The organism is Erythrobacter epiphyticus (assembly GCF_034653295.1).
In the GTDB taxonomy this organism is placed as follows: Bacteria; Pseudomonadota; Alphaproteobacteria; order Sphingomonadales; family Sphingomonadaceae; genus Erythrobacter.
Window position 1 is genome coordinate 230,386 of sequence record NZ_JAYEEU010000009.1, and the last position, 23,767, is coordinate 254,152.

The window sequence follows — 23,767 nt, forward strand, 5'->3', positions numbered from 1 at the left end:
CACAGCCTTCGCCGCCCTGGGCCCCAGCTCTCGCTGGGATGACAAGAGTGTTCAATGCCGCCCGAACAGCTTTTCGACATCGGCCATGGAAAGCTTCACCCAAGTGGGCCTTCCGTGATTGCACTGGCCTGAGCGCGGAGTCGCTTCCATTTCGCGCAGCAGCGCGTTCATTTCCGCGACCGAAAGCGCCCGCCCTGCCCTGACCGATCCGTGGCAGGCCATCGTCGCCAGCACCAGATCAAGCCGTTCGGCCAGCAGCAGCGCACCGCTCTCATCCTGCCTGCCATGCTTGGCAATATCATCGGCCAGGTCGCGCAGCAGCTTGCCCGTATCGGCCTGCGCGATCGCGGCGGGCACCGCGCGCACCAGCATCGCGGCAGGCCCGAAGCGTTCGATCATCAGGCCATAGCGCGCGAGGCCTTCCGCCGCATCCTCAAGCCGGTCGCAATCGACCTCGTCCATTTCGACGACATCGGGAACGAGCAAAGCCTGCGCGCGGCGCACGCCCTCTTCCGCGCCGCCTGCGCGGAGCCGTTCAAGCACGAGGCGTTCATGCGCCGCATGCTGATCCACCAGCACCAGGCCGTCCGCCGCCTCGGCAACGATATAGGTGCTGGCCACCTGTCCGCGCGCGATGCCGAGCGGGAATTGCTGCGCCTCCTGCGGGAGCGGTGCCGCTTCCTCGGCGCGGCCTTGGGGCATGGCAAAGGTCTGTGCCATTTCCTGCAACAAGAGCCCCTCCCCGCTCGGAGAGGGGCTGGGGAGAGGTGTGCCAGACCATGCGGTATAGGGCATACCTCCAAGTCCCGTCTTCTCCCCCAAGGGGAGGGACGACGTGAAGCCCGGCTCGCTCATCCACCGCGCCATCGCGCCGCGATCCGGCGTCTGTGCGCTGCGCCGATCCCCCGTCGCCAGCGCCTCGCGCAGCCCGGACACAATGAACCCGCGCACGCCCGCGCTGTCGCGGAATCGCACTTCGGTTTTCGCCGGATGGACATTCACATCGACATCCTGCGGCGGGATATCGAGGAACAGCGCCAGCACCGCGTGGCGATCCCGCGCAAGCATATCGGCATAGGCCCCGCGGACTGCGCCAACGAGCAAGCGGTCTTTCACCGGGCGGCCGTTGACGAAGAGATACTGGTGATCGGCGAGCCCGCGATTATAGGTCGGCAGGCCCGCCACCCCGGACAAGCGCATAACGCCATGCGTGGTCTCGCGCTCTGCCGCGGTGGCCACCGCATTGTCGCGCAGCTCATGCGCGATGATCCGCGCCACCCGGGTGGCGAGATCCTCACCCGCTTGCAGGTCCAGCAGCTTGCGCTTGCCGTTCTCTCCGCTTGCTTCCAGCACAAAGGCAATGTCGGGCCGCGCCATCGCAAGCCGCCGTACCACATCAAGGCAGGCGGCCTGCTCGCTGCGGGGGGAACGCAGGAACTTGCGGCGCGCGGGTACCTTCGCGAACAGCGCTTCGACCCGCACCCGCGTGCCGGGCGGCAGCGCAGCGGGCGTATCCTCAACCAGTTCGCCATGATCGACGACCCGCCGCCAGCCCTCCCCCGCGCCGTGTTCGCGGCTTTCGAGCGTCAGGCGCGCGACACTCGCAATCGAAGGCAGCGCCTCACCGCGAAAACCGAGTGTGGTGACCAGCTCAATCGCTTCATCCGCGCCGATCAGCGCTTCGGGCAGCTTGGACGTGGCATGGCGTTCAAGCGCCAGCGCCATCGCATCCGGCGCCATGCCGCAGCCATCGTCGCTCACCTCGATACGGCCCAAGCCGCCATCGGTGAGCGCGACGGCGATTCGCCCGGCGCCGGCGTCTATCGCGTTCTCGACCAGTTCCTTGAGCGCGGCAGCCGGGCGCTCAACCACTTCGCCCGCAGCAATGCGGTTGACGAGATGCGAGGGAAGACGGCGGATTTCGGGCATTTCATGTCACGCTAGCGACAGGCGGAGGCAATTTCGAGGGAAGCGGTGCGATAATCACCAAGCGATTGCACAAATTTTTTGGCGTTTTGTCTGCGGATTCGCTAGGCGCTTCGGGCGCATGTCATAAACGGGATCAGCAGTGCAGCGTGGCCACCCTTTCGGGCGGCGCGAGCGAGCCTTTCCGTCATCACTGGAAAAAGACCACATCATGAGCTTCCTGTCCAACCTGTTCAAATTCGGTTCGCAAAACATGGCCATCGATCTCGGAACGGCCAACACGCTCGTTTACGTGCAGGATCAGGGCATTGTGCTCAACGAGCCGTCGGTGGTCGCCATCGAGACGATCAACGGGATCAAGCGGGTCAAGGCCGTGGGCGATGATGCCAAGATGATGATGGGCAAGACCCCTGATAGCATCGAAGCGATCCGCCCGCTGCGTGACGGCGTGATTGCCGACATCGAAATCGCCGAGGAAATGATCAAGCATTTCATCCGCAAGGTGCATGGCAAGCGCAACCTGTTCAAATACCCCGAAATCGTGATCTGCGTGCCTTCGGGTTCGACCTCGGTGGAAAAGCGCGCGATCCGCGATGCGGCTTCCAATGCGGGCGCATCCGAAGTGCACCTCATCCTCGAACCGATGGCGGCGGCTATCGGGGCAGACATGCCGGTGACCGAGCCGGTCGGCTCGATGGTGGTCGATATTGGCGGTGGCACCACCGAAGTCGCGGTGCTTTCGCTGCGCGGCCTTGCCTACACCACGTCGGTGCGCACCGGCGGTGACAAGATGGACGAAGCCATCGTCTCCTACGTGCGACGCCACCACAACCTGCTGATCGGCGATGCCACGGCAGAGCGGATCAAGAAGGATTACGGCATTGCGCTCGTCCCTGAAGACGGCGTAGGCGAGACGATCACCTTGAAGGGCCGCGATCTCGTCAATGGCGTGCCCAAGGAAATCACCATCAACCAGGCCCATGTCGCCGAGGCGCTGTCTGAACCGATTGGCGCCATCGTTGAAGGCGTGCGCATCGCGCTCGAAAACACCGCGCCCGAACTCGCTGCCGATATCGTCGACCAGGGCATCGTGCTCACCGGCGGCGGCGCGCTGATCCAGCGGCTCGACGAGCATCTGCGGGAAGAAACCGGCCTGCCGGTCTCGATCGCGGAAGATCCGCTGCTGTGCGTGGCGATCGGCACGGGCCGTGCCATGGAAGATCCGATCTATCGCGGCGTTTTGATGAACGCCTGAGCTGTGCGACCTGCGCGCCCCGTGCGCGCTTCATGATTGGCAAAGAGGACTAAGGCAGCATGGCGCCCCCCGCATCGCGCCGAACGGGTTATTCAAGGAAAGCACAATATTCGGTCTTTACCGGCTATCTGCTTGCGGCCCTTGGCGCGCTGCTCGGATTGATCCTGCTGGCTGTCTCGTTCTATGAGCCCGGCGCTTTTGCACCGCTGCGCGGTGTGGCCGGGACTGTGACAGCACCGGCGGGCGAGACCACCGCCTCGGTACGCAGTGGTTCGCAGGGCATCTGGGCGTCGATCAGCGGCTTCTGGCATGCGGGCAGCCAGAACGCGGCCTTGCGTGAAGAGCTCGAAATTGCCCGCGTCCGTCTTGCCGAGGCCGAAGCCGTCGCCGCCGAGAACGCCCGTCTCAAGGCGCTGCTTGATCTGTCGCGCACCGAGGCCAAGCCGGTTGCCGTGGCCCGCCTCGTCGGTTCGAGCGCGGCGAGCGCGCGGCGCTATGCCTATCTCGCGATCGGCGCCGACAAGGGCCTTGCGCCCGGCATGCCGGTTATCTCGGAAAAGGGCGTGATCGGCCGGGTGCTCGAAGTCGCGGGCCGCGCAACCCGCGTCATGCTGCTGACCGATAGCGAGAGCGTGCTGCCGGTCCGCCGCGCGAAAGATGATGTTGTTGCCTTTGCCGAAGGGCGCGGGGACGGGTTCCTGCGGATCAAGCTGATCAACCTTGGGCTCAACCCGCTGAAGGTAGGCGATCTGATGGTGACGAGCGGGGCCGGCGGCTATTACCGCCCCGGCATTGCGGTCGCGGTGGTGACCGAATTGCAGCCCGATGGCGCGCTGGCCCGGCTGGTGGCCGAACCGTCTGCCACCAATTTCGTGATGATCGAGCCGGTGTTCGAACCGGTCGCTGTCAAAGCAGCGCAAACCCAGCCCGAACGCACGCTGGCGGAAGAAAATGCCCGCACGAGCGGTGCCACGCAGACGGACGAGGCGGCGGCACGGTAATGGAACAGTTGAACCCGCGCTCCCGTTCGGATCGCTACGGCAGCCGGATCAACCGCGCCCCCTCCCCGCTGCGGGCGACGAGCGTGCCCTATCTCACCATCATGGCGGGATCCTTCCTGCCCGCGCTGCTGATTGCCGATCTGATGCCGCTGGCCCCGCCCCTGGGTTTCCTGATGTTGCTCGGCTGGCGGATCATGCGCCCCGGGCTCCTGCCGGTGTGGATCGGCGCGCCACTGGGTGCCTTTGATGATCTGATCAGCGGCCAGCCCTTCGGCAGCGCGGTGCTGATGTGGTCGCTCGCGATGATCGGGCTGGAGCTGCTCGAAGCGCGCTTCCCGTGGCGCGGTTTCTGGCAGGACTGGTTCACCGCCAGCTTTGCTGTCACGCTCTACCTGATCGCGGCGATGGTGACATCGGGTGCGGTGCTGTCGCAGCCCTTGCTGATCGCGGCGCTGCCGCAATTTCTCACCGCGGTCCTGATCTACCCGCTGCTGGCGCGCGTGATCGCCGGGCTTGATCGGTTCCGCCTCACCCGGACGCGGAGGCTGGCATAATGGGCTGGTGGCCGCTCGGAGGTGAAGGCAAGCGCACAGGCCCGCTGATCAACGCCAGCATCCTGCGTGACCGGTTTGATCGCCGGGCCGTGGTGATCGGGGCTGTGCAAGGCGGCATCGGGGTGCTGCTTGCCGGGCGCATGGCTTATCTCGCGATTGCCGAGAACGAGAAATACCAGCTCAAATCCGAAAGCAACCGGGTCAATCTGTCGCTGATCCCGCCGCGTCGCGGCTGGATTCTGGATCGCAACGGGGCTCCGCTCGCCTCGAACCGTGCGGATTTTCGAGTCGACGTGATCCCCGAGCGGCTGCGCGATCCCGACAAGACAATCGATCTGATCGGCAATCTGCTGGGCCTGTCGGTCACCCGGATTGCCGATATCAAGGCCGATGTCGCCGAGGCGCGGCGGTTTCGCCCTATCGAGGTCGCAAGCGGGCTGACCTATGAACAATATGCCGCGCTCAGCGTACGCCTGCCCGATCTTCCAGGGGTGGTGCCCCAGCGCGGCTTCTCGCGCTTCTACCCGACGGGGCCGAGTGTCGGCCACCTCATCGGCTATGTCGGCCCGGCTTCAGCCGAGGAATATGAGAAAGACCCGAACCCGATCCTGATCACGCCGGGCTACAAGATCGGCAAGGACGGGGTCGAAAAGCAGTTCGAGAAAGACCTGCGCGGCATTCCCGGTGCCCGCCGCGTCGAAGTGACGGCCTCGGGCCGGATCGTGCGCGATCTCGAAAGCCGCGATGATGTGCAGGGCAATCCGGTGCGGCTGACGATTGATGGCCCGTTGCAGGACTATGCCGCGCGGCGCATCGGGCTCGAAAGCGGCTCGGTGGTGGTGATGGATTGCCGCACCGGCGATCTGTTGTGCATGGCTTCGATGCCGAGCTTTGATCCCAACAGCTTTTCCGACGGCATCGGCAGCGTCGAATATGCCATGCTGCGCGATGATGAACGCGTGCCGCTGCGCAACAAGGTGCTCAAGGGCCTTTACCCGCCCGGCTCGACCGTGAAGCCGATGGTGTCGATGGCGCTGCTCGAAAAGGGCGTCGACCCTGACGAGACCGTATTCTGCGGCGGCGGCTTGCAGGTCGGCAATCGCCGCTTCGGGTGCTGGAACCGGCGCGGCCATGGCGCCACCAACATGGCCAAGGCGATCTACCAGAGTTGCGATGTCTATTTCTATGCCATGGCCCAGCGGGTCGGGATGGACCCGATTGCGACAATGGCGCGGCGCTGCGGGATGGGGCAGGAATTCCCCCTCCCCGTGATCAGCCAGTTTTACGGCACGGTGCCCGATCCCGCGTGGAAGATGAACAAGTTCGGGCGCGAATGGGCGACCTTCGACACTGTCAACGCGACCATCGGGCAAGGCTACATGCTGGCCAACCCCTTGCAGCTTGCGGTGATGTCTGCCCGTCTTGCGACCGGGCGCCATGTGATGCCGCGCCTCACGCTCGACACCAAGCCCAAGGGCTTTGACACGATCGATTTCTCGGGCGAGCAGGTCGATTATGTCCGCCGCGCGATGAGCGATGTCGTCAACGGGCCCGGCACGGCGGGCCGTGCGCGCCTGCCGATCCCCGATGTGCTGATCGCGGGGAAGACCGGGACCGCGCAGGTTGTCTCGCTCAGCAAGTCGGACGGCAAGTCCGGCCCTTGGAAATATCGCGATCACGGGCTGTTCATCTTCTTCGCGCCCTTCGACAATCCGATCTATGCCGGTGCGGTGGTGATCGAGCACGGCGGCGGATCGGGCGCGGCCTATCCGATCGCCCGCGACGTCACGACCTTTCTGTTCGATCCGGCGAAAGGGATGGACGCGCTGCTCGCGCTGGAAAAGCAATGGGGCGGCACCGCCCAGCAGCGGCTTGCGGCGCGCTATGAGGCCTATGCCCGCGAGCGCGGCGCTGATCTGCCGCGGCCGCCGCGGCAGGATCGCGACATCTTCGAGCAAGTCGAGGCCGAGGCCCGGATCGCGGCGACGCGTTCGCAAAGCATCGCCAATGAGGTGGTGACCCCGCGGCCCGAGGCCAATCCTTCGGCAGCCTCACCCCCGGATGCGGCGAGCCCCAGTGGGAGTGCCGCCCCGGCCGCAGCGGCGCCTTCACCTGCACCCGCGCCAGCACCTGGGCCGCCTCCAGGCGGGACCACGCCATGAAGCCCGCCACCCGCAGCATCATTCCCGAACCGATTGCCCGCCAGCCCTGGGAGGTCTTGATCCCGGTGATGCTGCTGACCGCATTCGGCGGCTTGGTGCTCTATTCCGCGGGCGGCGGTTCGATGGAGCCTTTCGCCACCTCGCACTTCATCCGCTTCGGGGTGTTCATGGTGATGGCGGCGATCATCGCCGCCATGCCGCGCGAAGCCGTGCGCGTGCTGACCTATCCGTCCTATCTGCTGGTGCTGCTGATGCTGATGGGGGTCGAGATTGTCGGCGCGGTCGGTGGCGGCAGCCAGCGCTGGCTCGAATTCGGCCCGATCCGCATCCAGCCTTCGGAGATCATGAAACCTGCGGTGGTGCTGGCGATGGCGCGCTTCTACGCGACCTTGCCGAACGGGATGATCGGCACCTGGCGCTCGCTCGTCCCCTCGGGAATGCTGATCGTTCTCCCGATCAGTCTGGTGCTGATGCAGCCCGATCTCGGCACCTCGGTGGCGATTGCCTTTGGCGGCGTGGTGGTGATGTTTCTGGCCGGGCTCCCGCTGTGGTGGTTCCTGCTCGCCGGGGGCGGCGCGGTCGCGGCGGCCCCGCTGATCTATTTCTTTGCGCTGCGCGATTACCAGCGCGCGCGGGTGACGACCTTTCTCGACCCCGAAAATGATCCGCTCGGGGCAGGCTATCACATTGCCCAATCGAAGATCGCGATCGGATCGGGCGGCTTGTTCGGCAAGGGCTTCAACAACGGCACGCAGAGCCATCTTGAATACCTGCCCGAACCGCACACGGATTTCGTGTTCGCCACCATGGCCGAGGAATGGGGCCTGATGGGCGGGGTGTTCGTGCTCGTGATGTATGCGCTGATCCTGCGCTGGGGGATGAAAGTCTCCCGCGAATCGCAAGACCGCTTCTGCGCCTTGCTCGCCGCGGGCGCCACCGCGACGATTTTCTTCTACATCGCGATCAATCTGCTGATGGTAATGGGCATGGCCCCGGCCAAAGGGATCCCGCTGCCATGGATGAGTCATGGCGGATCATCGATGATGACCAACATGATCTGCATCGGCTTGTTGATGATGGTGAACCGCTGGAATCGCGAAGCGCCCAAATCAGGACTTTCTGTCTGAGACAGGCCGCGAAAAGCGCTTGCCAATCCCGCTGACGCAGCTCATAGCAGCGCCTCACGCGAATCAAGGCGCGCCGCTGGCAGCCCGGTCCGCGATGCCGAAACTCTCGGTATGGACGCATAGCTCAGTTGGTAGAGCAGCTGACTCTTAATCAGCGGGTCCTAGGTTCGAGCCCTAGTGCGTCCACCACCTTTTCAAACACTTAGCGACGATTTCACCCCTTCCCAAGCTGCGAAACTTCGCCGGGGTAACAAGCGGGGTAACGCTTCAAGCGTCCTGTTTTTTCGCTTTCCGCCTCGGCACATCGCCGCGCAGAATAGCCCGCTCCACCGCCTCGCGCTCCACCAGCGCCAGATCGCAAACTAACTGCCCGTCGCGGGTCTGTATCCATTCCGCCGCATCATCATGCTTCACAGCCTCGGCCAGCACTGCGCGAAACAGTCTGACATAGGCTTGGCTTGTCTCGCGTTCAGGAAACGTCGCAAGCATTAGACAGGCCGTTCAACTGCCGTCTTTACGCCATCCGCGCCAACCTCGACGCGCACAATGTTGCCGCCAACCCAGATGCGCGGCCCCAGCTTGGCAAGCGGCCCCTGTCCGACAAATGGCGTAGAACACTGCGCATCAATCACGCGGCGCATCGCTTCCGGCGTCATATCCCCTGCGGCCTCTCTATAGGCCTCAGTCTCGTTTGCAGATGAGGTGAAATGCTCGACCTCGACCGGCTCAAACGCGCCGTATCCGGGGAAAACCTCATGGCAGGCAATCATGTGCAGACGCGGCTTGCCCTCGAAACTGGCGACAAGGATGCGCCCGCCGCCGCCATCGCGCACGAAACCGCGCAAGGCATCCACGCTGCTCGCCAGCAGGCTATCCAAGTCCTTCGTGTCGGAATAGCTTATGTCGCCCACTAACTGCATCGGGGACACTTCGCCCCAAGTCGTCAGGCTCGCCGCCCACGGCCAATCCGTCGAGTGGAAAGCCTTCGTGTCGTGAAATGCCAGATCGCCCGTCGCCATCGACCAATAGGCTGTATCCGCCCACAGATAGGCCGTGGTCGCGTCCTTGCATCCGTTCTGCATTGTCATGGCGGGTGATCCTGTAACCGATATGGGTGGGGTGGGATGGCGTGCTGGCAATGGTCGCAACCTTGCTCAGCGTGCCGATTGTCGCGGCTTTCAGGCCCAGCGCAGGCCCAAGCGCAGCCCCAGCGGTCGCCAAGATGGCAACGCCCGCCGCAATGGTTCCGACTATTTTGAGGACTTTTGAAATTTTCGTTCTCCTGCGGTTAGGGCCGCGCACACTGGCTAGATGCACGCGGCCCCGCACTGGCGGGGAAAAGGATTAAACCCGCCGCGCTATTCAAAGATTGCTGGCAATTGCGCCCTCGAACCCTGCCTGCGCCTGCTCGGCCTCGGCCTGCTCTTTAACGATGCGCGAAACGTAAGACGGGTTCAGCGCCTCGGATGCGGCCTCTCGCACCACCCGGCGGATCACGCTCATCGAATTGTCAGCGTCCAGCACCGCTTCAAGCTGCTCATGCAGTTCGGGACAAATCAGCGTCTCATAGTGAAGCTTCATCCGGGACTGATAATCCGCATCCATGCCGGACAGATAAGTGGGTGCATCGAACAACGCCGCCAGCGTCTCATCATCACGATTTTGCATCGCAACCTCCATCAGCCTTTGACGATCCTGCGCGGGCAATTGACGAAACAGCGTGCGGATCTCTGCACCGCGCCGCCCATCGGTCAGCTTCGTGCGAGCCTGTATCTGCTCAGAGATAGATCGGCCTGCCGCTGTGCGCGTCTCGTTAGCCTTGGCGGTCAGTTCCTCGACTTGCTGCAAAACCTTTTGCGCCGCCTTGTGCACGCGTAGCGCGTGAGCCTCCGGCGTTTCTGTCGGATTGCGCTTTGCCGCCACAGTTTCGAGCGATTCCAGCAACGCGGTGGCCTTGCGCCCGCCGTTCACCAGTTCCGTTGCCCAGCCTTGCGGGTTCGCCGCCTCGGCACGCTTCAAGATATCCAACGCTGCGACTGATTTCCGAATAGCCATGATTTAACCTTCCATTTTTAGAAAATGACCGCCTTGGTCACTGCGGTTGCCTTGCGGGTTCGAGAAAATGCCACCGCGCCCGCAACGGCATTTGCGCGGTCGTCATTTGAGCCGGGGGGATGGTCGATTGTGTCGCGCCCGCTGCGATGCGTGCGGCGTTCAAGGTTGCCCAATTGGCGCTTCAGCTTGTCATCAGGGGGCAGGATCACCGCACCGGAATTGAGCCGCGCCATCAGTTCGAGATAAAGCGCGCTGCGGTCTAACTCGCTCGCCAGATACTCAATGCCATGCTTGCGGAATTCATCAGCAGGCCAGCGCCCCGCATAGCGGTCGCCATACACCGCCCCGATGCGATACTGCTTGAAGATGGCCGCGAATTCCTCGGCAATGCCAGCCGGGGAGCCGTTACGCCCGCGCACCATGTCCACCACGGTTAGATCACCCTCGACATGGGCAATCCCCATTGTGAATTCATCCTTCCCGCCGCCATTGGGATCGACAAAGCCAAAGTATTGCTCGCCCTCAAGCGGGGGCAGTTCAAGCGGACGCGAACGGGTTGCGCGCTCGATCAGCTCGACATCAAGGAAGCTGGAAATATCGCTGCGAAACTCGGCCAGATATTCAGCCCGCGCAGCTTCGGGATCATCCGCCATCGCCTCATCAATGACGGCCTGCGGTAGTGTGGGGTTCATGGTGCGGCTGGGAGCCTGCGCCACAAGGATGCGGGCGCTATCGCCCCCAAAGTGGCGCTTGTAGGTATCCCATAGCACGCCCCGCTTTGCGTAAGGGGATGACAGGGCAATCAATGGCCCGCCAAGCGTTGCCAATGCTGGCCGGATGGCTTGGATAATCTCGCGGTCAGGCGATGCGCCATCGCTGAACCAGAACGCCACCTCATCAGCCACAAACGCGGCCAAGGTGTAGCCACGCAATGCCCGATAGGATGCAGTGCCGACTTCGATGATGGTGCGGGTTTCGCCTAGTTCGATGCTGCTTTCGGTGGTGCGCGTCACCAGCGGGGACAGCAGCGGATGCTCGAACAAGCCCCGGACATATCGCAGCAAGGTGCGAGCCTGCGCCCTGTCAGCAGCCACTAGCAGGATGGTGGCCCACTCACCTGTCGCAAGCTTGGCGCGGTGATCCTTGAACGCGGCCTCATAGGTGGCGATCAGGGCCGCAACCTGTGACTTGCCTCCACGCCTGCCCACTGCCAGCCATAGTTCGCTGAAAGCGTCCTGTGGGGCATCTGTGCGGCCTGTAATGGCCTCTAGGGTGATGCGCTCATCCTCGGACAGTTCAAGCCCGTATTTTGCCGCTAGTAGGGTGCGCCAATTAGCGAAAGACTCGCCGCCGAATTGCCCGCCGAACAATGCCGGGTCTGTCATCAGGTCGCGGATGGTGACGGTCACTGCGCAGCCCTGTCAGCAAGGAATTGCGCGAGCGTGGGCGTGGCATCCTTCATGCGGCGCTCTAGCCCCAGATCAGACAGCAGGCGGCGCAAGGCATTGCTAATCGTGGCATAGGCTCCGGCATCAAACTCACCGCCCGCTGCCAATTCGGTTTCACGTTCCTCGCACCACAAGGCGAGCGTTGCGGCTCTGGCAATCAGGTGACGCTGCGCCTCGGACAGATCGCCGCCCAAGTCGCTTTCGATGTTGAGATAGATTTCGCGAAATCGGCGAGCGACAAGGCTGCGGCCATCCACACCAGCCAAGGCGAAACCGGCATTGCCTTTGCGCGTGCTGAATTGCGGCAATGGCTTGTCATGGGTGGCGCTAGTCTTTGGCATTGGCTTGGCTATCGGCCTATCTGTTACCCTATCGTTACCCCACTTTTATCATTCCGCAGCCAAGAATGATAGATAGCGCACAGTTACAGGTAGTTAGGCAGTGTGGGCCTTTTGATAGAGTATCAGGGTATCTTATCCACAAGCCCGGATGCAACTCGGTCGATTGCTGCCAGCAAGGGGAAGAAAAGCCCTAAAATGTTGTTCAGATTTGCGGCCATTTTCCTGAACCAAATAGGGTCACAAGGGTCGCATAGGGTCGACCCTTTGCATTTATCGGCCCACGCGCGCGCGCATGTGTCGGTTATAGAGAAAACCCGTCCCTATCCGTCCCTAGCGTCCCTGCCCTCACCGCTTCGGCCTAAGTCGGAACCCGCGATAGAAGCGAATTCCGTTGGACTTTCCGAACGTGAAGCCTGCTCGCTCAAGCTTGGCTCTCATAAGGGGTTGCGTTCCGGGATCATCACCGGCTGCAAGTGCATATTCTTTCCAGTCATTATAGAGCGCTGTGGGAGTTTCCCGCCGCGATATGTCGGGCGCGCAGCGTTCTTCGACCCATTGCGTAAACAGGTCTTGTTCCTCGAAGTAGCTTTCGGTTGCGGCAGTCACCACTTCCGGCCTGACGAGCCCGTTGGTCTGCCAATCAAGGCAACCAGCGATTGCCCATGACAGGATCTGTCCGGCCTCGGCCTTTAGCTTGTCCTCTAACTCTCGATCCGGCGTTGCGGGTTTCTGGGTAAAGGGGATGATATTGAAGCGCCGCCGTGCAGCCTCATCCACGTTGTGCAGAATGGGCGCATGATTGCCGACAATCACAAGCTTGAATTGGGGGACGAATTCGAAAAAGTCTTGGCGCATGAAGCGGGCGCTGATGGTGTCGCCGCCGGTAAGCTGCTTGATACGGCTTTCAGCCCATGCCCTGCCCTGCTCTGTCTCGCTGGCACTGACAAGCCGGGCACCCTTCAGCATGGCAAGTTCTGTCGGATGCTTGTCAAACTTGGATGCGGTGAAGGTATCCATGCTCGATGTGGTGGCATAATCGCCCAACACATAGTTGAGCAGATTAAGGAAAACCGATTTCCCATTACCGCCCGGCCCGTAGATAAAGAACAGCGCGTGCTCATTTGTCAGGCCGGTGAGGCAGTATCCCGCCACTTGCTGCAAGAACCGCATCAGCTCTTTATCGCCTGCGGTCGCCTCATTGAGGAATTGCAGCCAGCGGACAGGCTCGCCGCTATCCGGTGCCGCGCCTGCCTGCTTGGTGATTAGGTCACTATGGCGAGCGGGCATCAACTCGCCGGTGCGTAGATCAATGGTGCCGCCCGGTGTGCCTAACAGCCACGGGTCGCGGTCCCACTGGTCAGCCGTAACAGCAAGCGCAGGATCGGCGCGGGCAAACGCCTCCACACCATTAGCCACACTGGCCTTGCAGAAACCCTTTGCCCCATCGCTGGCCTCGCGTGCCAACTCGCGTGCAAAGTGAAACGCCAGCTTGGTTTCGTTCCGCTGCCACCGCGTGCCGGTGTAGTCATACCATTTACCGGCGCTGTGATCGAAGCGCAGCCGCTCCTTGTGCCGACGCACAAAGGCAAGCGCGATTTGATCCTCGCTAGTGGTGCCGTTGGATTGCCGGACGTTATCGCCAAGAAACTCGCGGCTCTGCGCCTCTGCCAGCGCATCAAGTTCAATATCGGTCAAAGGGGGTCATCCTCGGAATTGAGGCTGTCAGCAGTCAACGCAGCGCGCACCAGGTATCGGCAAAGGTTTGCGGCCATCTCTAGGCGCGGCACGCTCTCACCAAGGCGAAAGACGAACCGCCCAGCAATGTCATGGGCATGACAGGCGCACTCAGTTGCAAGCCATCCATCAGTTCGCCCGCGCAATGCTGCGGCATGGTCACGCGCCTTCAAAAGCGTGATGCGATGCGCCAATTCATCGCCCTCGGCCTGCGGGACGTATTGCTTGACGTGAAAGGCAAGTGTGGGGTCGCTCATTCGTCACCCTCCATCACCATGTCGATGAAAAGGGCATCATGCAGCTTCGCCAGATCGCGAGCGTGCTTAACCGCCTCGTCATGGCTGCGAAACGTGCGCGGCTGGTGCGAGATACTTGGCGGGTCGATTGCCACCACGATCTTGCCCCAAACGTCACGCCTGACGATGACAGCCCAAAGCCGCCGGGGTTGGTTTTCGGGGTGGTTTGGGGTAGAAGGGCTCTTGTCCGCTGCCGTGGATTTCGAAGCCCTCGCGCCCTGCCCGGTGCGGGGGTTTTTCGCATCCATCATGCGGCCCCCTCTTGGGCATCAAGCCACGCCAGAACCTCGCGCTCTCGCCAGAAACGACGATTGCCAATCTTTACCGGACGGGGGAAATTCGATTGCGGATTATTGAGCCTGCGCTCGATCCACATATGGGAAACACCGCCCAGCAAATCGCGAACGGCTGCGGCCTGAATTCGCCGCTCTGGGTTGGTTTGTAACGTCTGATTAGGTTGCATTTGCCACGCTCCATTAGTGAAGGTGGCACTTAATAATCACGCGTTATGCTCTAGCGCAAAGCATTGCGGGGTCAAAAAACTACCGACTTTTTTTGCCAACCCGCGCCGCTCTAAATAACTCACCTGACATGACTGATTTTCTTTTAGCCTCTCTCTGCCAATCGCCTCGGCCCGGCCTTCGCTTGTTCAGTTCGTCACACATCTTCAAAAACGCATTAAGGCTTTCGCGTCTTGATTGCTGCTCTTCATCGCTAAGCAGCTTCAGGCGAGTTTTGATTGTCGCTTCGCTTAATCCGCAAACCTTCGCCGCATGCTCGATTGCGTGCTTCCGCTTGCCGCCTTGCTGCTCTTCCCAAAGAATGACGTCGAGAATAGCCAGCGCCTCCCACTTGATGCGCGGCGATTGTTTGGGCCTGTTTGCGTCAAGCTTCACCTCGCCCCGCAAATACCTTGCAAGAAATAGTCTCTCGGCATCAGTCATGGGCGCTTGCAGCCATTCTAGCTTGTATGCGAGCGGCTCTAAGTCGCCAGCTTCGGCGCACGCCAGCACCTCATCAAGGACGGAGTCGCTCATCACTTAGCCCCCGCCAGCTTCACCACGTTATCAGCGGCCTCTATCTCGGCCTCTAGGGCGCGCTTGGCATCCAGCGCCAATTTCGCTTCGAGCGCCTCTTGTGCCTGCATTAGTCGCGCCTCATCATCGCGGCGCTTCTTTTCCGCAACGGGATCGAGCCCAGCCACAATGTCAGCAACGGCAACGGCCCATGCCTCTAACGCCTCGCGCTTTTCGTCCGCGTAGTCATGGCGCTGATAGACAGCGACGATCCCGCCACCTGTCCCGCTAATGTGATTTATCACCGCTTCGGTAACGCGCACAGGCACGCCCAGCCTCGCCAAGCCCGTTGCACAAGTCCGGCGTAGATCATGCCACCGCCACGGCTTAACCTCAAAGCCCTCTTGGCTGGCAATCTCGGCCATCTTGGCGCTGATAATGCCGTGAGCCTTGGAAAAGCCGCTTACAGGCGTTTTTCCGGTAGTGGTGAAGATATAACCGGCCTTGCCTGCGATGCGCTCCACGCTTGCCAGAATAGCGCCTGCGGCCTGTGAGAGCGGCACACTATGAGCGCGCTTGTTCTTCGTCCGGCTGGCATCAAGGTGCCATGTGTCGCCCTCGATCTCGCTGTCGGTGATTTCGGACACTTCGCCGCGCCGCTGGCCTGTCAGCAGCAGCAACTTGCCCAATGGCCCGAACGGATAGCCCACGGCCTCGCAAGCCTGCCAGAATAGGCGAATCTCATCATCGGATAGCACGCGGTCGCGCGCAGTTTCATCCACTGGCGGTTTTACGCCTGCCGCTGGGTTCACCTCGATAACGTCCCGCTCAACGCACCAGTTCAGAAACTTGCGCAAATGGGCAAGCACGCGGTTTGCAGTTATGCCGCGCCCACTGTCGGCAATTTCCTCTAGCAGGTCGATAACGTCCCGCTTTTTGATGCTCTGAATTTCCCGCTCGCCCCATGCCTCAAGAACAAAGCGGTCGAGAAAGTCCCGCACCTGCTTTTTCGATCTAAGCTTGGCGAGGTGGCGCTTTTCGAATTGGTCGAGCAGATTGGCAATCTTGTTCCGGCCTTCCAACTGCTCTTGCAGTTTCGCGGCCTTGGTCGCCTTCTTTTCGATGGCTGGGTTCTCGCCGCGCTCCACCGCCTCGATCGCATCGCCTGCGGCCTCCCGCGCATCCTTTAGCGCCATCATCGGCCAACGGCCCAAGGTCAGCTTGCAAGGCTTGCCCGCGTGACGATAGCGCAGCGCCCACGATTTCGCGCCGGATGGCTGCACCACCAGATAAAGCCCGGACACAATGCCGTCAGGTATCTCCTGCCGCTTATCGGATGCTTTCGCGGCTTCGATTGCCTTGGTCGAAAGTGCCTTTGCCATGCCATGCCCTTTGCGTTTTGCAGACATCAAAAAGTCCGCTGGGGTAACACTGGGGTAACAGAATTGGCTGTAAAGCATCGTTACCCCGCGTTAGTCACATTGCATCACATCGCGACACATTGCAAGGAAATACAGGCGGTTTTTTGGGGATAGACGTTTTGATAAGTGAGGCCCTGTTATGGGGCAAATTTTAACTCTTAATCAGCGGGTCCTGGGTTCGAGCCCTAGTGCGTCCACCATCCCCTTCCCTCACTTGATCGGAACAACAAGCCCATAGGGCTTGCACGAGATTGTATTGCCTCGCTGCGCGGCTTGGCCGATAAAGCGTGCCGAAGTCGCCACGCACGGCTTCCGGGGCGTAGTAACCCCGAACAGAGACGGATGGGCCGCCCGTCTGTGGCCTATGCATCCTTGACCCTTATGGTCGGGGAGCCTGCGACGCATGTCCAGGGCTTCCCAGCCTAAAGGTCGCAGGGACCGATCTCTGTCGGTTTACTAACTTCCCGATCACCAAGGCTCTTGGGTGAAGTCGCATGCGGGGGCGCACCGCCACCGACTTCACGGAAGAAGAGGCACGCTATCCCCAGGGGAACACGCCACACGCTCACCGGTGACTTGCGGTGAGACACGCGCCAACGGATGCACCGCCTCGATCTGGGGGATGGTGCGCATTGGTTTGTCGATCTGCCAGCGCAGAGCGAGCACTTGGCGGGCCAGCGCGTAACCGTCGAAGGCATCCGATCGGGTTTCAATCTGCTGGACGCCGAACGCGTATGGACGGGGGATAGCCCGCCGCCGCCGCGCCCCTCGTGGCTGGCGCGCCTGCGCGGCTGGTGGACTGCCACCGACACCGGCGTGTCTCGCTAGGCCAGCCCGCGGCTCAAGCAGCAGCGCGCTTGCTATCACACTGCGATGTGATAAAGCGCACGCATGAGCACATCAACAATCACACGCGTGCGTGAACTTGTCACATCAGGCACCATGACCCGCGCCGGTCTCGCCCGCGCGGCCGGGCTGCATGCCAACACCTTGCGCGATTGCACCGACAGCGCGTGGAACCCGACGGCGGAGACCCTCGCCAAGCTCGACGCCTTCCTTGCCGCCAATGATGACAAGCCGGTGCTCGCCACCATCGAGGAAATCATCGACGAGGCGCGCAACGGGCGGATGTATATCCTTGTCGATGATGAAGACCGCGAGAACGAAGGCGATCTCATCATCCCGGCGCAGATGGCGACCCCGCAGGCGATCAATTTCATGGCGATGCACGGACGCGGGCTGATCTGCCTCGCGCTCGACAAGGCGCGGGTCGATCACCTCGGCCTTACCCCGATGAGCCGCAACAACAAGGAATCGATGCAGACCGCCTTCACCATCTCGATCGAGGCGAAGGAAGGGGTCACCACCGGGATTTCGGCGGCAGACCGCGCGCGTACGATCTCGGTGGCGATTGATGCGGCCAAGGGCCCCGATGATATTGTCACACCCGGCCACGTCTTCCCGCTGATGGCGCGCGATGGCGGCACGCTGGTGCGCGCCGGGCATACCGAAGCAGCGGTTGATATCTCGCGGCTCGCCGGGCTCAACCCGTCCGGCGTGATCTGCGAGATCATGAACGAGGATGGCACGATGGCCCGCCTCGATGATCTCATCAGCTTTGCCCGCAAGCATGATCTCAAGATCGGCACGATCCGCGATCTGATCGCCTATCGGATGCGCAATGATCATCTGGTGGAGCGGCTCGACGAACGCAGCTTCACCTCCGATTATGGCGGGCAATGGCGGATGATCACCTATCGTGATCGCGTCGCCGGGAACGAGGCCTATGTGCTGCAAAAGGGCCATGTCGTGCCGGGCGAGCCGACGCTCGCGCGGGTGCATCCGATTTCGGTGTTCGATGATGTGCTCGGCCAGCCCGGCCCGCGCAAGCGCACGCTCCAGCGCGCGATGGATGTGATCGGCGCGCATGGCGCGGGCGTGATCGTGATCCTGACTGGCCGGGTCGGCACTGGCGCGTGGAGCCGCGATGAAGAGCTGCGCAATATCGGCATCGGCTCGCAAATCCTCGCTGATCTTGGTGTCACCGACATGGTGCTGCTGTCCAATTCCCGCCCTGATCTGGTCGCGCTCGAAGGCTTTGGCCTGACGATTGTCGATCACCAACCCATTCCGGAGTAATTCCCCATGGCCAAGTTCCTGATTGTCGAAGCGCGGTTCTACGCGCACCTCAATGATATGCTGGTGGCGGGCGCGCGCGCCGCGCTCGAAGCGGCCGGGCATGAGGTCGAGGTGCTCACCGTGCCCGGCGCGCTCGAAATCCCCGGCGCGATTGCCCTCGCCGCCGAAAGCGATCTTTATGATGGCTTTGTCGCGATCGGCGTAGTGATCCGCGGCGAGACCTATCACTTCGAGATCGTGGCGGGCGAAAGCGCGCGCGCGATCATGGCGCTGACGATGGACGGCATTGCCATCGGCAATGGCATCCTCACGGTCGAAAACGAGGCGCAGGCGCTGGTGCGCGCTGACCCGGCGCAGAAGGACAAGGGCGGCGAGGCGGCCAAGGCCGCGCTCGCGTTGCTCGAGATTGCTCGGCGCTTTGGCTGAACGGTGAGACTGGGGTGCCGGGCGCCTGAACGCCCGGCGCCTTCTCAGCGGCCGAAGCAGCCCTTCCCGGCGTAAAGCGCGCTGGTGCCCAGCTCTTCCTCGATGCGGATGAGCTGGTTGTATTTGGCGAGCCGGTCCGACCGCGCGAGCGAGCCGGTCTTGATTTGCCCGCAATTGGTGGCGACCGCGAGATCGGCGATGGTCGCGTCCTCGGTTTCGCCCGAACGGTGGCTCATCACGCAGGTGTAGCGCGCGCGGTGCGCCATATCGACCGCGGCGAGCGTTTCGGTGAGCGTGCCGATCTGGTTGACCTTGACCAGCAGCGAATTGGCGAGCCCCTTGGCGATCCCGTCCGACAGGCGCGCAGGGTTGGTGACGAAGAGATCATCGCCGACCAGTTGCACCCGTCCGCCGAGCAATTCGGTCACCGCGGCCCAACCGGCGAAATCATCCTCGCTCATGCCGTCTTCGATCGAGCGGATCGGGTAATCATCGCACAGCTTGGCGAGATAGGCGGCCATCTCTTCGCCCGACAGGCTGAGCCCCTCGCCCGAGATCTGGTACTTGCCATCCTTGAAGAACTCGGTCGCCGCACAATCGAGCGCGAGCACGATATCTTCGCCCGGCGTGAAGCCCGCCTCGCTGATCGAGGCCATGATGAAATCGAGCGCGGCGCGGGTGCTGGCGAGATCGGGCGCAAAGCCGCCTTCGTCGCCCACGCTTGTGGCCAGGCCCTTCTGGTGCAGCCCCTTCTTCAAGGTATGGAACACCTCTGCGCCCCAGCGCACGCCTTCAGCAAAGCTGTCTGCCCCCACCGGCATGATCATGAATTCCTGGATGTCGATGGGATTGTCGGCATGTTCGCCGCCATTGATGATGTTCATCATCGGCACCGGCAGGACATGGGCCGAAACCCCGCCCAGGTAGGAATAGAGCGGCAGGCCGCGCGCATTGGCCGCCGCCTTGGCGACAGCGAGCGAGGTGCCGAGAATGGCATTGGCGCCAAGGCGGCTCTTGTTGGGCGTACCGTCAAGATCGATCAACGTGAGATCAATGTCGCGCTGGTCTTCGGCATCGAAGGCTTCGAGCAGCAGATCGCGGATTTCGGTGTTGACGGCGTCAACCGCCTTGAGCACGCCCTTGCCCTTGTAGCGGGCGGCATCGCCATCGCGCAGTTCAACCGCTTCGTGCGCACCGGTCGAAGCGCCCGAAGGCACCGCCGCGCGGCCGAAGCTGCCGTCTTCCAGCAGCACATCCACTTCGACCGTCGGATTGCCCCGGCTGTCGAGGATTTCGCGCCCGTGGATGTCGATGATCGCAGTCATGTTTGGCTCCGGCAAGAATGTGTTATAGTGTGATAGCACACTGGAGGCGACGATTCTGGATGGCGTCGCGGCCGTGGGATCCCTATGCGCCCGTTGCGTGCGGCGCAAGCTGCGGTATCGCCCCGGCCACGCTTCCTGTTTTCGATGCAGGGCTACCCCCTGGCCTTGCCGCGACACACAAGATGAGGTGAACGATCATCATGGCTGAAACCAAGACCCGCAAAACGACCAAGACCCCGGCTCAATCAGCAAAAGGTGCAACCACGGCGAGCAAGGGCCCGGTCAAGGCCGCCTCGCGCAAGACAGCGGCCACGGCAGCGGCCCCCACGGCGCCGGTGACGGAAGCCAAGAGCCGGTTCAACGCCGCGCTCGAAGAAGCCAAGGCAGGCGCGGCTGCGCTGCGCGCCGAGGCCGAAAACCGCGCCGGTGCCGTCCGCGAACAGGCGCTGATGAAGAGCGATGATCTCGTCTCCGAAGCGCGCGCTTATGGTGACAAGGCGCTCCACAAGGCCGGTGAACTCGCTGTCGAAGGCAAGGCTGTCGCGAGCGACGTGATCGCCTCGCTCGGCAAGGTGGTCGCCGATACCGCGCCGCAGATCGATGAGAAGCTCGGTGAACAATATGGCGATTACGCGCGCAAAGCATCGCGCAGCCTCACCGAAGCCTCGGCCAAGCTCGAAACCAAGAGCCTTGATGAACTGGGTGAGGATGCCCGCGCCTTTGTGCGCAAGAGCCCCGGCACGGCCGTCGGGATTGCGGCGGTCGTCGGCTTCCTTATCGCGCGGCTGTTTCGCGGATCGCGCGACTGAGCGGTCCCGGACCCGCGGTGCTGCAGGACGCCATAATGCGAGAAACGCCGCAGGGCGGCCCCGATGCCGCGCAGGATGACACTTTGCCCGACGAAGCGCTGAGCGATGAGGAAACTTCCCTCAGCGCGGACATCGCCGCGCTGATCGATAGCGGCCGCACCTATGCCGAGGCAGAGCTCGCCTTCCAGAAAACCCGCGCTGCGCTTGCCGGCGACAATGCCGCCAAGGCGATTGGTGCGCTGGTGGTGGCGCTGGTGCTGCTCAATATCGCACTGACCGCGCTGGCGATCGGCGCAGTGCTGGCTTTGCAGCCGCTGATCACCATCTGGGGAGCCATTGCCGTGGTGGTGGGTGCCCTGTTGCTCGGCGCGGGGCTGCTGGCGCGCAGCGCCAAGGCGCGCGGCAAGCTGCTCGGTGTGATGTTTGGCGAAGGGAGCGGCCAGTGACCACGCTGCCCAAACGCTATGTCGAGGACAAGGCGCTGCGCGATGCCGCCAAAGGCGTGCTCGAGGCGGATATCGAACATTTCAAGGCGACCCTTGCCGATCAAGGTCTCGCCGGTCGCGTCAGCGCGCAGATCAGCGGCTCGGTCAAACGCCGCATCAGTGCCGGGGCGCAGGATGTGCTGGCGCAGGCCAAGGAAACCGCCAGCGATCATCGCGGCGTGCTTGCGGTGCTGGTGGGTGCACTGATCCTGTGGTTCGCGCGCGCGCCGCTTATGGAATTGCTGGGTCTTGATGCCGCCGACGAGGCCGATGCGGAGGACGGGACCATCGACGAGGATCAAGGAGCCTGAACGATGAACAGCCACACCCCCAATCTCGCTGAGGCCAAGCGCGATGCGCTGCGCGCGCGAATCGAAGCGGCCGAGCGCCGCATTGCCGAGCGCACCTTGCTGGATGACGCACGCGATGCCGCGCGCGCGGCAACCGATTATGCCAAGGCCAATCCGGGCAAGGTGGTGGCCGGTGCGCTGGTGCTGTGCCTTGTCATCGGGCTGCTGACCTCGCCCGGCCGGGCGCTCGCTGGCAAGGCGGCCGCGCAGGTCACGGGCAAGACGCGCCGTGCTGCGAGCGGCGCTGCCACCAAGGCGAGCTCCAAGATCGGCATGATGCTGGCCAACGCGCTGGTGGCGCAGGGGCTGCAAGTGCTCGATGCGGTGCTGGAAGGTGCCAACACCGGCCGTGCCCGCGCGGGCCAAATTGCTGACAAGGCCGCGTCGGAAGCCGAACGGCTTGGCCGCGAAGCCGCGGAAAGTTCGAGCGCCTTAGCCCGCAGCACCCGCGCAAAGGCAAAAAGCGCAGCGCGCGATATCGCCAAGCGCGTCAGGGGATAGGCCCGCCCTGCTCTTGCCCTTGGCGGGACGCTGGCGCTATGTGCCGCGCCATCTTCCCCTCCCCAAGGAACAGGCACCATGGCAGAAACCACCCCGACCCAGCGGCTCCACCTTGTGATGGGTGGCCGCGTCAAAGACCCGCGCGGGCTCGAATTCCAGGACCCGGAAAGCATCCACGTTGTCGGCGTTTACAGCTCCTATGACGCCGCGGTGGACGCGTGGCGCGCCCAGGCGCAGCGCACGGTTGACGATGCCGAGATGAAGTACGTCGTCGTCCACATTCACAAGCTGCTGACCCCGGAAGACTAGGGGCAGCGCCGCTCGGCATGGACGTTTGCATCCGCCGCTTCCGCGAGGATGATGCACCGGCGCTAACCGCGCTCACCGTGGCGGCGATCCGCGTCATCGGTGCGGGCGCCTATAGCCCCGATCAGGTCGCAGGCTGGGCCGCACGTCACACCGATGCGGCGCGGTTCTGCACGCGCGCCAAGGCGGGTGACACAATCCTCGTGGCCGCCGACGGCGATGATGCAGCCTGCGCCTATGCCGTGCTCGAGCCGGACGGGCACCTCGACATGCTTTATTGCCATCCCGACCATGCCGGGCGTGGTCTGGCTACCGCGTTACTCGCTGCTGCGGAACAACAGGCGCGCGCGGCGGGGGCCAAGCACCTGTTCACCGAGGCGAGCGAACTCGCCCGCCCGGTGTTCGCGCGCGCGGGATACGTACTGCTCCACCGCCGGGACTTCACCATTCCCCACGCCGGACGGGCTATCCCGATCCACAATTATGCGATGGAAAAGCCTCTCGGCTGATCGCTCAGATGAATTCGATCTTCTCGACGAGGTAGAACTTCTCGCCCGAAGGCACCGTCACCTCGATCTCATCACCGACCTGCTTGCCGATCATCGCGCGGGCGAGCGGCGAATTGTAGCTGATGCGGCCCTTGTTGGCATCCGCCTCGGTCTGGCCGACGATCTGATAGCGCACCGGCTTGTCATGCTCATCAAGCATGGTCACGGTCGCCCCGAAGATGATCTTGTCGCCCGAAAGCGTCGCCGGATCAATGATCTGCGCACGGCTGACCTTGTCCTCGAGCTCGGCGATCTGGGCTTCAACCTGACCTTGCCGCTCCTTGGCGGCATGATATTCGGCGTTTTCCGAAAGATCGCCATGGGCGCGCGCTTCTTCGATCGCTTCGACGATTTTGGGGCGTTCCTCGCGCAGCACTTTGAGGTCAGCGGTCAGCCGCTCGTAGCCCTCGGCCAGCATCGGAACCTTTTCCATCGTCGCCATCTTTCGTTCGTCCTGTCTGTTTTCACCGACTTAGCCCCCACACAGGCGAAAGAACCACCGCTGCCGCGCAAGATACGGCCGCCAGCTCCTGCGATGTAAG

The 23,767-nt window shown here is 62.7% G+C and carries 28 protein-coding genes and 1 tRNA gene; 15 read left to right on the forward strand and 14 right to left on the reverse strand.

Features of this window, described 5'->3' with window-relative positions; translation table 11 throughout:
• Nucleotides 1–51: 51 nt before the first annotated feature.
• Nucleotides 52–1,929, reverse strand: coding sequence for a DNA mismatch repair endonuclease MutL (gene mutL, locus SOQ14_RS11985; protein WP_322898354.1), 1,878 nt, complete (start codon nucleotides 1,927–1,929; stop codon nucleotides 52–54).
• Nucleotides 1,930–2,137: 208 nt separating this feature from the next.
• Between mutL and SOQ14_RS11990 the strand changes: the two genes are divergently transcribed.
• The 6 genes from SOQ14_RS11990 (at nucleotide 2,138) to SOQ14_RS12015 (ending at nucleotide 8,214) form a co-directional block, all read left to right on the forward strand.
• The gene (locus SOQ14_RS11990; protein ID WP_322898355.1) at nucleotides 2,138–3,181 is read left to right on the forward strand and encodes a rod shape-determining protein; all 1,044 of its coding nucleotides are present in this window, start codon (nucleotides 2,138–2,140) and stop codon (nucleotides 3,179–3,181) included.
• A gap of 59 nt (nucleotides 3,182–3,240) precedes the next feature.
• Nucleotides 3,241–4,182, forward strand: a complete 942-nt coding sequence (mreC, locus tag SOQ14_RS11995; RefSeq protein ID WP_322898356.1) for a rod shape-determining protein MreC — start codon at nucleotides 3,241–3,243, stop codon at nucleotides 4,180–4,182.
• Nucleotides 4,182–4,736, forward strand: coding sequence for a rod shape-determining protein MreD (locus SOQ14_RS12000; RefSeq protein WP_322898357.1), 555 nt, complete (start codon nucleotides 4,182–4,184; stop codon nucleotides 4,734–4,736). The genes mreC and SOQ14_RS12000 overlap by 1 nt, the downstream gene beginning before the upstream one ends.
• Nucleotides 4,736–6,898 (forward strand): penicillin-binding protein 2, encoded by a 2,163-nt coding sequence (gene mrdA, locus SOQ14_RS12005; RefSeq protein WP_322898358.1) that lies wholly within the window; start codon nucleotides 4,736–4,738, stop codon nucleotides 6,896–6,898. The genes SOQ14_RS12000 and mrdA overlap by 1 nt, the downstream gene beginning before the upstream one ends.
• Entirely contained in the window at nucleotides 6,895–8,025 is a 1,131-nt protein-coding gene (rodA, locus tag SOQ14_RS12010) for a rod shape-determining protein RodA (protein ID WP_322898359.1), read from the forward strand. Before mrdA ends, rodA begins: the two co-directional genes overlap by 4 nt.
• A gap of 113 nt (nucleotides 8,026–8,138) precedes the next feature.
• A tRNA-Lys gene (locus tag SOQ14_RS12015) sits at nucleotides 8,139–8,214 on the forward strand.
• Between the two features lie 78 nt (nucleotides 8,215–8,292).
• Here the strand turns inward: SOQ14_RS12015 and SOQ14_RS12020 are convergent.
• The 11 genes from SOQ14_RS12020 to SOQ14_RS12070 form a co-directional block, all read right to left on the reverse strand.
• The gene (locus SOQ14_RS12020) at nucleotides 8,293–8,514 is read right to left on the reverse strand and encodes a hypothetical protein (RefSeq protein WP_322898360.1); all 222 of its coding nucleotides are present in this window, start codon (nucleotides 8,512–8,514) and stop codon (nucleotides 8,293–8,295) included.
• Nucleotides 8,514–9,113 carry a hypothetical protein gene (locus SOQ14_RS12025; protein WP_322898361.1) on the reverse strand — a complete coding sequence of 200 codons (600 nt, stop codon included), beginning with the start codon at nucleotides 9,111–9,113 and terminating at the stop codon, nucleotides 8,514–8,516. Before SOQ14_RS12025 ends, SOQ14_RS12020 begins: the two co-directional genes overlap by 1 nt.
• 274 nt (nucleotides 9,114–9,387) lie before the next feature.
• Nucleotides 9,388–10,080 carry a hypothetical protein gene (locus SOQ14_RS12030; RefSeq protein WP_322898362.1) on the reverse strand — a complete coding sequence of 231 codons (693 nt, stop codon included), beginning with the start codon at nucleotides 10,078–10,080 and terminating at the stop codon, nucleotides 9,388–9,390.
• A 17-nt stretch (nucleotides 10,081–10,097) separates the two neighbouring features.
• Entirely contained in the window at nucleotides 10,098–11,489 is a 1,392-nt protein-coding gene (locus SOQ14_RS12035; protein WP_322898363.1) for a terminase large subunit domain-containing protein, read from the reverse strand.
• Nucleotides 11,486–11,869, reverse strand: coding sequence for a hypothetical protein (locus SOQ14_RS12040; RefSeq protein WP_322898364.1), 384 nt, complete (start codon nucleotides 11,867–11,869; stop codon nucleotides 11,486–11,488). Before SOQ14_RS12040 ends, SOQ14_RS12035 begins: the two co-directional genes overlap by 4 nt.
• A gap of 345 nt (nucleotides 11,870–12,214) precedes the next feature.
• Nucleotides 12,215–13,564, reverse strand: coding sequence for a phage/plasmid primase, P4 family (locus SOQ14_RS12045; RefSeq protein ID WP_322898365.1), 1,350 nt, complete (start codon nucleotides 13,562–13,564; stop codon nucleotides 12,215–12,217).
• Nucleotides 13,561–13,860 (reverse strand): hypothetical protein, encoded by a 300-nt coding sequence (locus SOQ14_RS12050; protein WP_322898366.1) that lies wholly within the window; start codon nucleotides 13,858–13,860, stop codon nucleotides 13,561–13,563. The genes SOQ14_RS12045 and SOQ14_RS12050 overlap by 4 nt, the downstream gene beginning before the upstream one ends.
• Nucleotides 13,857–14,150, reverse strand: coding sequence for a hypothetical protein (locus SOQ14_RS12055; protein WP_322898367.1), 294 nt, complete (start codon nucleotides 14,148–14,150; stop codon nucleotides 13,857–13,859). Before SOQ14_RS12055 ends, SOQ14_RS12050 begins: the two co-directional genes overlap by 4 nt.
• Entirely contained in the window at nucleotides 14,147–14,362 is a 216-nt protein-coding gene (locus SOQ14_RS12060) for a helix-turn-helix transcriptional regulator (protein WP_322898368.1), read from the reverse strand. The genes SOQ14_RS12055 and SOQ14_RS12060 overlap by 4 nt, the downstream gene beginning before the upstream one ends.
• Before the next feature lie 79 nt (nucleotides 14,363–14,441).
• The gene (locus SOQ14_RS12065) at nucleotides 14,442–14,936 is read right to left on the reverse strand and encodes a hypothetical protein (RefSeq protein ID WP_322898369.1); all 495 of its coding nucleotides are present in this window, start codon (nucleotides 14,934–14,936) and stop codon (nucleotides 14,442–14,444) included.
• A complete protein-coding gene (locus tag SOQ14_RS12070; RefSeq protein ID WP_322898370.1) occupies nucleotides 14,936–16,375 on the reverse strand; it encodes a tyrosine-type recombinase/integrase in 1,440 nt (479 codons plus the stop codon). The genes SOQ14_RS12065 and SOQ14_RS12070 overlap by 1 nt, the downstream gene beginning before the upstream one ends.
• A gap of 561 nt (nucleotides 16,376–16,936) precedes the next feature.
• On the opposite strand from SOQ14_RS12070, the gene SOQ14_RS12075 reads away from it, so the two are divergent.
• From SOQ14_RS12075 to ribH, 3 genes are all read left to right on the forward strand, one after another.
• A complete protein-coding gene (locus tag SOQ14_RS12075) occupies nucleotides 16,937–17,164 on the forward strand; it encodes a DUF5818 domain-containing protein (RefSeq protein ID WP_322898371.1) in 228 nt (75 codons plus the stop codon).
• A gap of 63 nt (nucleotides 17,165–17,227) precedes the next feature.
• Nucleotides 17,228–18,475 (forward strand): 3,4-dihydroxy-2-butanone-4-phosphate synthase, encoded by a 1,248-nt coding sequence (gene ribB, locus SOQ14_RS12080; RefSeq protein ID WP_322898372.1) that lies wholly within the window; start codon nucleotides 17,228–17,230, stop codon nucleotides 18,473–18,475.
• Between the two features lie 6 nt (nucleotides 18,476–18,481).
• Nucleotides 18,482–18,901: a 6,7-dimethyl-8-ribityllumazine synthase gene (ribH, locus tag SOQ14_RS12085; protein WP_322898373.1), complete on the forward strand. Its 420-nt coding sequence runs from the start codon at nucleotides 18,482–18,484 to the stop codon at nucleotides 18,899–18,901.
• A 44-nt stretch (nucleotides 18,902–18,945) separates the two neighbouring features.
• On the opposite strand, the gene eno is transcribed toward ribH, so the two are convergent.
• Entirely contained in the window at nucleotides 18,946–20,226 is a 1,281-nt protein-coding gene (gene eno, locus SOQ14_RS12090) for a phosphopyruvate hydratase (RefSeq protein ID WP_322898374.1), read from the reverse strand.
• A 200-nt stretch (nucleotides 20,227–20,426) separates the two neighbouring features.
• Here eno and SOQ14_RS12095 point away from each other — a divergent pair, with 200 nt between their 5' ends.
• From SOQ14_RS12095 to SOQ14_RS12120, 6 genes are all read left to right on the forward strand, one after another.
• The gene (locus tag SOQ14_RS12095; RefSeq protein ID WP_322898375.1) at nucleotides 20,427–21,035 is read left to right on the forward strand and encodes a hypothetical protein; all 609 of its coding nucleotides are present in this window, start codon (nucleotides 20,427–20,429) and stop codon (nucleotides 21,033–21,035) included.
• A gap of 35 nt (nucleotides 21,036–21,070) precedes the next feature.
• On the forward strand, nucleotides 21,071–21,481 hold the full coding sequence (locus SOQ14_RS12100; RefSeq protein WP_322898376.1) for a phage holin family protein: 411 nt from the start codon (nucleotides 21,071–21,073) through the stop codon (nucleotides 21,479–21,481).
• Nucleotides 21,478–21,831, forward strand: a complete 354-nt coding sequence (locus SOQ14_RS12105) for a hypothetical protein (RefSeq protein ID WP_322898377.1) — start codon at nucleotides 21,478–21,480, stop codon at nucleotides 21,829–21,831. The genes SOQ14_RS12100 and SOQ14_RS12105 overlap by 4 nt, the downstream gene beginning before the upstream one ends.
• Nucleotides 21,832–21,834: 3 nt before the next feature.
• Complete coding sequence (locus SOQ14_RS12110; RefSeq protein WP_322898378.1) at nucleotides 21,835–22,371, forward strand: hypothetical protein; 537 nt, start codon at nucleotides 21,835–21,837, stop codon at nucleotides 22,369–22,371.
• Nucleotides 22,372–22,449: 78 nt separating this feature from the next.
• Nucleotides 22,450–22,680: a DUF4170 domain-containing protein gene (locus SOQ14_RS12115; protein WP_068863246.1), complete on the forward strand. Its 231-nt coding sequence runs from the start codon at nucleotides 22,450–22,452 to the stop codon at nucleotides 22,678–22,680.
• A gap of 17 nt (nucleotides 22,681–22,697) precedes the next feature.
• A complete protein-coding gene (locus SOQ14_RS12120; protein WP_322898379.1) occupies nucleotides 22,698–23,186 on the forward strand; it encodes a GNAT family N-acetyltransferase in 489 nt (162 codons plus the stop codon).
• A gap of 4 nt (nucleotides 23,187–23,190) precedes the next feature.
• Here SOQ14_RS12120 and greA read toward each other — a convergent pair whose 3' ends face one another.
• Nucleotides 23,191–23,667: a transcription elongation factor GreA gene (greA, locus tag SOQ14_RS12125; protein WP_322898380.1), complete on the reverse strand. Its 477-nt coding sequence runs from the start codon at nucleotides 23,665–23,667 to the stop codon at nucleotides 23,191–23,193.
• Nucleotides 23,668–23,767: the final 100 nt, after the last annotated feature.

Coding starts and splice junctions, on each gene's coding strand:
- SOQ14_RS12100 (WP_322898376.1), top strand. CDS start 21,071: ATGCGAGAAACGCCGCAGGGCGGCCCCGATGCCGCGCAGGATGACACT.
- SOQ14_RS12030 (WP_322898362.1), bottom strand. CDS start 10,080: ATGGCTATTCGGAAATCAGTCGCAGCGTTGGATATCTTGAAGCGTGCC.
- greA (WP_322898380.1), bottom strand. CDS start 23,667: ATGGCGACGATGGAAAAGGTTCCGATGCTGGCCGAGGGCTACGAGCGG.
- SOQ14_RS12040 (WP_322898364.1), bottom strand. CDS start 11,869: ATGCCAAAGACTAGCGCCACCCATGACAAGCCATTGCCGCAATTCAGC.
- SOQ14_RS12025 (WP_322898361.1), bottom strand. CDS start 9,113: ATGACAATGCAGAACGGATGCAAGGACGCGACCACGGCCTATCTGTGG.
- SOQ14_RS12065 (WP_322898369.1), bottom strand. CDS start 14,936: ATGAGCGACTCCGTCCTTGATGAGGTGCTGGCGTGCGCCGAAGCTGGC.
- SOQ14_RS12060 (WP_322898368.1), bottom strand. CDS start 14,362: ATGCAACCTAATCAGACGTTACAAACCAACCCAGAGCGGCGAATTCAG.
- SOQ14_RS12075 (WP_322898371.1), top strand. CDS start 16,937: ATGCACCGCCTCGATCTGGGGGATGGTGCGCATTGGTTTGTCGATCTG.
- SOQ14_RS12070 (WP_322898370.1), bottom strand. CDS start 16,375: ATGCTTTACAGCCAATTCTGTTACCCCAGTGTTACCCCAGCGGACTTT.
- mrdA (WP_322898358.1), top strand. CDS start 4,736: ATGGGCTGGTGGCCGCTCGGAGGTGAAGGCAAGCGCACAGGCCCGCTG.
- mutL (WP_322898354.1), bottom strand. CDS start 1,929: ATGCCCGAAATCCGCCGTCTTCCCTCGCATCTCGTCAACCGCATTGCT.
- SOQ14_RS12120 (WP_322898379.1), top strand. CDS start 22,698: ATGGACGTTTGCATCCGCCGCTTCCGCGAGGATGATGCACCGGCGCTA.
- SOQ14_RS12110 (WP_322898378.1), top strand. CDS start 21,835: ATGAACAGCCACACCCCCAATCTCGCTGAGGCCAAGCGCGATGCGCTG.
- rodA (WP_322898359.1), top strand. CDS start 6,895: ATGAAGCCCGCCACCCGCAGCATCATTCCCGAACCGATTGCCCGCCAG.
- SOQ14_RS12020 (WP_322898360.1), bottom strand. CDS start 8,514: ATGCTTGCGACGTTTCCTGAACGCGAGACAAGCCAAGCCTATGTCAGA.
- SOQ14_RS12095 (WP_322898375.1), top strand. CDS start 20,427: ATGGCTGAAACCAAGACCCGCAAAACGACCAAGACCCCGGCTCAATCA.
- SOQ14_RS11990 (WP_322898355.1), top strand. CDS start 2,138: ATGAGCTTCCTGTCCAACCTGTTCAAATTCGGTTCGCAAAACATGGCC.
- SOQ14_RS12000 (WP_322898357.1), top strand. CDS start 4,182: ATGGAACAGTTGAACCCGCGCTCCCGTTCGGATCGCTACGGCAGCCGG.
- ribH (WP_322898373.1), top strand. CDS start 18,482: ATGGCCAAGTTCCTGATTGTCGAAGCGCGGTTCTACGCGCACCTCAAT.
- SOQ14_RS12055 (WP_322898367.1), bottom strand. CDS start 14,150: ATGATGGATGCGAAAAACCCCCGCACCGGGCAGGGCGCGAGGGCTTCG.
- eno (WP_322898374.1), bottom strand. CDS start 20,226: ATGACTGCGATCATCGACATCCACGGGCGCGAAATCCTCGACAGCCGG.
- SOQ14_RS12115 (WP_068863246.1), top strand. CDS start 22,450: ATGGCAGAAACCACCCCGACCCAGCGGCTCCACCTTGTGATGGGTGGC.
- SOQ14_RS12050 (WP_322898366.1), bottom strand. CDS start 13,860: ATGAGCGACCCCACACTTGCCTTTCACGTCAAGCAATACGTCCCGCAG.
- ribB (WP_322898372.1), top strand. CDS start 17,228: ATGAGCACATCAACAATCACACGCGTGCGTGAACTTGTCACATCAGGC.
- mreC (WP_322898356.1), top strand. CDS start 3,241: ATGGCGCCCCCCGCATCGCGCCGAACGGGTTATTCAAGGAAAGCACAA.